The following is a 6,626-nucleotide window of genomic DNA, read 5'->3' on the forward strand; positions in this document are numbered from 1 at the left end:
CCGGTGCGCCGTGGGCACCGATACCCCGAACGAGGGCGGCAGGTGCCGCCACGCACAACCACTGGTCAACACGAACACGATCGCCGTGAACACCGCCCGCGGATCCCTCCGCGCACGACCACCACCCTGCGGACGCCCCTTTGCCGGCGGGACCAGCGGTTCCACCAACGCCCACAAGTCATCGGGCACCAGCCGTTGCGACAGCGAGTCGATCACGGTACAAGATCATGCAGCCCAGCGGGAAAGATCCAAACGAGACACGCTCTTAGTGGTCGTAGAATTGGTGGTGAGACCTAGGTCGTGAAATAGCCCACCGAGGTACGCGGCTCCGGATCGCCCTCCAGCCCGCGAGCCTGAGCCTTTCGCGATCCCCCGGGAACACCCACCGAATGGTTGTATGACGACGGATCCGCCACCTTCTTCATGAGGTTGTCGCGCCACGGACGAGTTCGGTGTCAGACAAGACGATTCAGCCAATTATTTCCGGCACCACAACCCGTGGGACACCTCTCGAGTTGAGTCCTTCCATATTGCCGCAGAAAACTGGGTCGGGCTAGCGCAAATACCGACAGCGATACCACACATCCGGACATCGAGAAAATCGAAGGCTGACGGCCTGTAGCGAAGCCTCACGCGCGCCCGGCTCGGGCATAGGTAGCAGAACCGCGTGGTCAGTCTCCCGCTTCACGGTGCTCGTGGGCATGGGATGTGCCCGCGAAGTCTGGTGATGATGATCATATCGGTGGTCCGCGCCGTAATCGGTCAAGTCTTGTTAGTTTCGTTCTTGTCGATGTAGTTCTCTCCGCCAGGAAGCGGGCTTTTGGGCCCCTTCGTCATTCTCTGGAACCCGGCTTTTTCGGCCGGATGGTTTGGGTGGCCAGGCGGAAAGCGGTTTCGGACTCGTCCGGCCCGCTCGGTTTCATGATATTCGGAACTAAAAAATAGGACATATGCCATGACTTTCGACGATTCGTCTCTGCCGCCGGTGTCACCTGAGGAGGCTGCGTCTCTAACTGCCGTGGTGGCGGGTTCGGTTCTGCTGCCGGGCGATGCGGGATATGACGAGGAACGCGCCGTCTTCAACCTGAATCACGAGCTGGTGCCGGCGGTGATCGTGGTGGCGCAGGGTGTGGCCGATGTCCTGGCCGCGGTCGCGTTCGCGGCGGACCGGCACCGGCCGGTCCTGGTGAAGACCACCGGCCACCAGATGGTCGGCACGGCGCACGGTGCCGTGGTGATCGCGACCCACCGGATGAATGACGTGGTCATCGACGCGGTCGGCCAAACGGCCCGCGTCGGCGCCGGAGCGATCTGGTCGGAGGTCGTCGCGGAGGCGGCCAAGGTGGGTCTGGCTCCGCTGAACGGGTCGAATCCCACGGTGGGAGTCTCGGGTTACACCTTGGGCGGCGGTCTCAGTCCGACCCTCGGCCGCTCCCACGGCTACGCCGCCGACCATGTGCACTCGCTCGAGGTGGTGACCGCGGACGGCGAACTCCGGCAGGTCGACGCGGAGTCCGAGCCCGAACTGTTCTGGGCGTTGCGGGGCGGCAAGGGCAACTTCGCGGTGGTGACCGCGCTGGAATTCGCCTTGTTTCCGGTGGCCCGCCTCTACGGTGGCGGCATTTACTTCCCCGGTGAGCGGATGGCCGACGTGTTGCGAGCCTGGGCCGCCTGGCACCCGGGCACCCCGGAGACGATGATTTCGTCGTTCGCCGTGCTGCGGCTGCCACCGCTGCCCGAACTGCCCGAACCGCTGCGCGGGGTGTTCTCGGTGACTTTGCGGTTCGCCTACAACGGCACGGCCGAGGACGGCGAGCGGCTGATAGCGCCGCTGCGGGCGGTGGCGCCGGCGATCCTGGACACCGTGAGGGACATGCCCTACAGCGAGGTCGCGTCGATTCACAACGAGCCGACCGATCCATTGCCCTACTACGAACGGGGCATCATGCTGCGGGAGTTCCCCGAGCAGGCGCAGGACAAGCTGATCGAACTCGTCGGCCCCGAGTCCGACACCACCATGTGGATCACCGAACTCCGTGCCCTGGGCGGCGCGTGGGACCGCGAGCCGGCGGTGCCCAACGCCGTGGCGACCAGGGGCCTGCCGTACAGCCTGCTGGGCGTCGAGGTCGGTCCGCTGTCGCAGGAGCCGCGGCTCAAGAAATCGGTCGCCGCGCTGCTCGACGGCATGGCACCCTGGCAGAGCGACCGGCGGCTGGTGAACAACCTCGCCCCGGAAGAAGCGGCCGACGCCGCTGCGATCTACGGCCCCGAGCGTTACGAGCGCCTCGCGGCCGTCAAGAAGACCTACGACCCGACCAACATGTTCCGGATCAACCACAACGTGGTACCGGCCACCTGAACAGGGAGGCATCAACCAACCCTGGGTAGCAGTGGAATGGGGTGCTGTGATGCCCTCATAGCAGGAAGGTGCGGTTTACCTCTGAGGATGCGAGTGTCTGGGTCGTATTCATACAGAGGACATGGCGCCTTCTCTGGTGTCAGCACTGTCCAGTTCCCGGACGTGCTACGCCGCCCACAGATAAGAGGGCAATCGGTGCCACCAAGTTGGGCTTGGGGCGGTATCTATCGTGGAGGGCTGAAGAGTGCACAGACCAGTGAGTGCGCAGGATTTGCTGATTACGGGTGGTTATGTGGTGACGCTGGACACCGAGGTGGGTGACCTGGCAGAGGGGGATGTGCTGGTGCGCGACGGGCGCATCGCCGCGGTGGGCCCGTCCGCTGCGAAGTGGGCCGGTGGGGACGCACGGCGTGTCGATGCTCAGGGCCGACTGGTGATCCCGGGCATGGTCGACGCGCACCGCCACGTGTGGCAGGGTGCGCTGGGTGGAAGTACTGGTGACGCGTCGCTGATGGGCTACATGGAACGCGTGGTCGGGAACATTGCCCCGGGGTACACCGAGGAAGACGTCTACGCCGGCACGTTGTGGGGGTCGCTGCAGGCCCTGAGCGCAGGGGTCACCACTGTGGCGGATTGGTCACACAACCTGCGCGGTTCCGGTCACGCGGATGCCGACATCCGCGCCCTGCACGACTCCGGTATTCGCGGGATCTTCCTTCACGGAGGGCCGGGCGAGGACACCGCGGGCTTCTTCGGAGAGCCCGCTCAGGGTCATCCCATCGATGCGGCGCGGGTGCGCGACGAGCACTTCCCGAACGGCGCGGCAGGACGCCTGAGGATGGGCCTCGCGTTGCGGGGCACGGCGTTTACCAGCGAGAAGGCAACGGCTGCGGATTTCGCGTTCGCCAGGGCCCTCGGAGTGCCGATCTCCGTCCACGTCGGGATGGCCGGATTCCCCGACACCGTCAGCAGGCTCGACAGCCTCGGCCTGCTCGGGCCTGACGTGAACTACGCGCACGCCAACCAGCTCACCGAACGCGAACTTGAACTCATCGCCGACAGCGGAGGCACCATCGCCATCTCCTCCACCACGGAGATGCTGATGGCCCTGGGCACCTATCCTGCCACGGGGGCCGTGCTGCGCCACGGCATTCCGGCAGGGCTCAGCGTGGACACCACCACCAGCAGTGGTGTCGACCTCTTCAGCGAGATGCGCCTTACGCTCGCGGGTGAGCGCTCCCGCGCGAGCGCCGAAGCCGTCGTGCGCCACGAGGCAGTGGCCCAAGTCGAGCTCGACCAGCGTGACATGTTGCGACTGGCCACGGTGGGCGGGGCGAGGGCCTGGCACCTGGACGACGAGATCGGCACTCTGACCGTCGGGAAGCATGCCGACATTGTGCTCGTCGACATGAGGGCCCCCCACCTGGACGGCTTCGGGGATCCGGTAGCCACCATGGTCTTCGGCGCGGGCCCTGCAGACGTCGAGATGGTGATCGTGGGCGGCGAGATAGTCAAAGCAGGCGGCCGGCTCGTCGGACCTCACGCCGAGACTGCCCGTGAACTGATTGAGATCTCCCGCCGGCGCATCCGGGAACGGGCCGCCGCATAACCCTGAAGCTTCCCCTTGGTCGTGGACACCAGGGAAACTGGGCCCGAGGTTCGAGAAGCAGAGCCAGGTCTGAAGCAAGGAGACGAAGCGGTCCTCCGATGATTGACAAGCGCGCTGCGATCGAACTCGTGCGGGTGGACGGTGACCGACGTCGCACGCGACTCGGGTCCAGTTCGGAGTGTCTGCTCGGTTGGGTGAAGAGAAAGGCCCCGGGCCGTTGCAGCCGAGCCCAGTCGAGGACACCACCGGTCTGGCGTAGAGGTTCACGAGGCCGAACCAGGCCACCGATTCCGCCCCACTTTCCCGGCGACGCGGAATCGGTGGCGCGCACCAGTGCTGCCGAGGACCTGCGCCAGGCCGTGCCCGCACTGAGCGAAGTTGATGCGCTCACGGCGCGGTGCCGCCGACGTCACGGCGATTGCCTGCGTGAGCCACCGCGCCGGAGCACGTGGAAATTCCTCTGGGATCTGTCCCGGAGGAAGTTCCACGTTCAGTTGTGTCGATTCCGGCTGAAGACTGGTTCGGGCAAGGTTTCCGTGATGGACCCTGGGTGGGTCTAGCGTCGCCTGGTCGATCATGCTGCGGGTGCGCTGATTTTGATCTGGATCGGGTGCTGTGGGCGCACTTGGCTTCGGTGCGGGTAGCGGCGGTGTCGGACACAAGCGGAGTGGTGCGGAATTGTCGCCGAGACCGTCGCTCCCACAGCGGGTCTGCCCAGACTTCGGTTGACATCGGAGCTGACTGTTTTCGCGCCGCTGCGGCGGTCGTGTAGATGGTCTCAAACTCGACTGGCGTGAGCTTGCCCAGGGCGTGTTGGCGGCGGTGCGGTGGTACCTCGTTTCAATCCAGGACACGATCACCAGCCTGAGCTCCTCCCGGGTACGCCATCGCCGGGTACCGAGAACGTTCTTCTGCAGCAACGAGAAGAACGACTCCATCGCGACGTTGTCACCACACGCACCGACCCGCCCCATCGACCCGGCCAGCCCATGGCTGCGCAACAGGGACCGGTAGGCCGCCGACCGGAATTGAGCGCCGCGATCGGAGCGGACCACGACATCGCGCGGGTCGCGCAGCGCGATCGCGTTCCGCAGCGCGCTGACGGCGAGCGAGGCCCGCATGTGCGAGGCGATGGAGTATCCGACGATCTTGTTGGAGTAGCAGTCCTTGATCGCGCAAAGATACAGCTTGCCCTCACCGGTGTGATGCTCGGTGACACCTGTCAACCACTTGGTGTTCGGCGCGGTGGCGGTGAAGTCACGGCGGACCAGGTCGTCATGCACCGGCGGCCCGGCCTGACGGGAGCGGCTCTTCTTCTTGGCGTGCAGCGAGAAGAGCTGCTGCATGGAGCAGATCCGTCGGCGCCGGCGGCGATAGCCGGGCGAACGGCAGCCGTCGTTTCGGAATCGCAGAGGGTTGCCAGTCCTCGGTGTGCGGGCGTGACTTGTGCTGAACGAGGAGAACATCCCCGCCCGTGTTAACCAGCCGGTCGGTGCCGAATTCGGTCTCGGCGTGCTCCAGCAGCCACTCGACGGAGGCGAGGCAGTCCTCGAGTTGCGGATGCTTCCTGAGTAGCCACAGTCAGCCGGTTGCCGTCGAAGAGCCTCTCGTCGCCACCAAGAATTGCGTGATGCGTGTCCGAATTTGTGTGAAGGACGGCCGGGAGTGCCTGGCATCGGACCGCGTTGAAGGTCACTCTGGTAGTGAGAGCCCGGGGATGCCAAGCGTGGCAGCGCGGGGTTGCGTGTCACCGACACGCCAGAGAGGAAAAGATGACCACCTCGAAGTGGATGTCCGCGAACGGATCGCACGATGTGCGCCTGAAACTGGCAGCCGTGGTTGCCGGATTCAGTGCTGTCGCTACCATCGTCAGCGGATGTAGTTCGTCGAGTCCGTCCAATGGAGCGAGTGCGTCGACAACCATGTCCATGGATGCGATGGCGCATAATGCCAATACGGACGCCGAAGTGAAGTTGTACACCGATCAGCGGAAGCTGTGGTCGCAACACATGGAATGGACTTACTCGACTGTCAATGCTTTCTTTCATGACCAAAACGCGTTGCAGCCTACAGTGAATCGACTTCTGCAGAATCAGCCTGACATTGGCGCGGCGTTCGCGGCCTACTACGGTTCCGACAAAGGTAAGCAGCTGACGGACCTGCTGACTACTCACATTAACGATGCGGTCCCGGTTCTGAAAGCAGCTCAGGCTGGCGACAACGCCGGACTTCAGTCGGCAATGAAAGCTTGGTACGACAATGCGAAGCAAATCGCGGACTATACTTCGTCGTTAAACCCTAAAAGTTGGCCCCTTGCAGACAGTGAGACGATGTGGCATCAGCACATCGATCAAACAGCCGCATACGCCGTGGATCTTCTGAAGAACGACTTCACTGGCGCAATTCGTGACTACGGCAAGGCTGAAGAGCACATGGCGTCCATGGCTGACATGTACAGCAAGGGAATCGTCACGCAGTTCCCGAAAAAGTTCACTAGCTAGACTTCGAGCCCTTCGGTAATTCTCGGTCGGTCGATAGGCGGACCGAGAATTACCGATATTGGGGGGTCTGTCAAACGAGCGGTGTAACTCGGGTTGAGTGAACTACTTGCGTCCGGCGGCGAGGCGGCCGTCGAAGGCGATCTCGAAGGCGTTCAAT

The 6,626-nt window shown here is 64.0% G+C and carries 4 protein-coding genes and 1 pseudogene; 3 read left to right on the forward strand and 2 right to left on the reverse strand.

The annotated features are described in order from the left end of the window. On the reverse strand, positions 1-216 hold a 216-nt coding region (locus AB0F91_RS46615; RefSeq protein WP_360608879.1), incomplete at its 3' end, for a transposase. 739 nt (positions 217-955) lie between these two features. Here AB0F91_RS46615 and AB0F91_RS46620 point away from each other — a divergent pair. Next, positions 956-2,359 carry an FAD-binding oxidoreductase gene (locus AB0F91_RS46620; protein ID WP_360608881.1) on the forward strand — a complete coding sequence of 468 codons (1,404 nt, stop codon included), beginning with the start codon at positions 956-958 and terminating at the stop codon, positions 2,357-2,359. A gap of 256 nt (positions 2,360-2,615) precedes the next feature. Continuing rightward, a complete protein-coding gene (locus tag AB0F91_RS46625) occupies positions 2,616-3,968 on the forward strand; it encodes an amidohydrolase family protein (protein ID WP_360608883.1) in 1,353 nt (450 codons plus the stop codon). 765 nt (positions 3,969-4,733) lie between these two features. On the opposite strand, the pseudogene AB0F91_RS46630 reads toward AB0F91_RS46625, so the two are convergent. Further along, positions 4,734-5,326, reverse strand: a pseudogene (locus AB0F91_RS46630) (IS3 family transposase); the annotation flags it as partial. Positions 5,327-5,740: 414 nt separating this feature from the next. Between AB0F91_RS46630 and AB0F91_RS46635 the strand changes: the two are divergent. Then, positions 5,741-6,469 (forward strand): hypothetical protein, encoded by a 729-nt coding sequence (locus AB0F91_RS46635; RefSeq protein ID WP_360608885.1) that lies wholly within the window; start codon positions 5,741-5,743, stop codon positions 6,467-6,469. The last annotated feature ends 157 nt before the right edge of the window (positions 6,470-6,626 follow it).

The sequence above is a fragment of the Amycolatopsis sp. NPDC023774 genome (assembly GCF_040639695.1).
In the GTDB taxonomy this organism is placed as follows: Bacteria; Actinomycetota; Actinomycetes; order Mycobacteriales; family Pseudonocardiaceae; genus Amycolatopsis.

What these genes read in the sequence shown, in the direction of transcription:
- AB0F91_RS46635 (WP_360608885.1), top strand. Translation starts at nt 5,741, where the DNA reads ATGACCACCTCGAAGTGGATGTCCGCGAACGGATCGCACGATGTGCGC.
- AB0F91_RS46620 (WP_360608881.1), top strand. Translation starts at nt 956, where the DNA reads ATGACTTTCGACGATTCGTCTCTGCCGCCGGTGTCACCTGAGGAGGCT.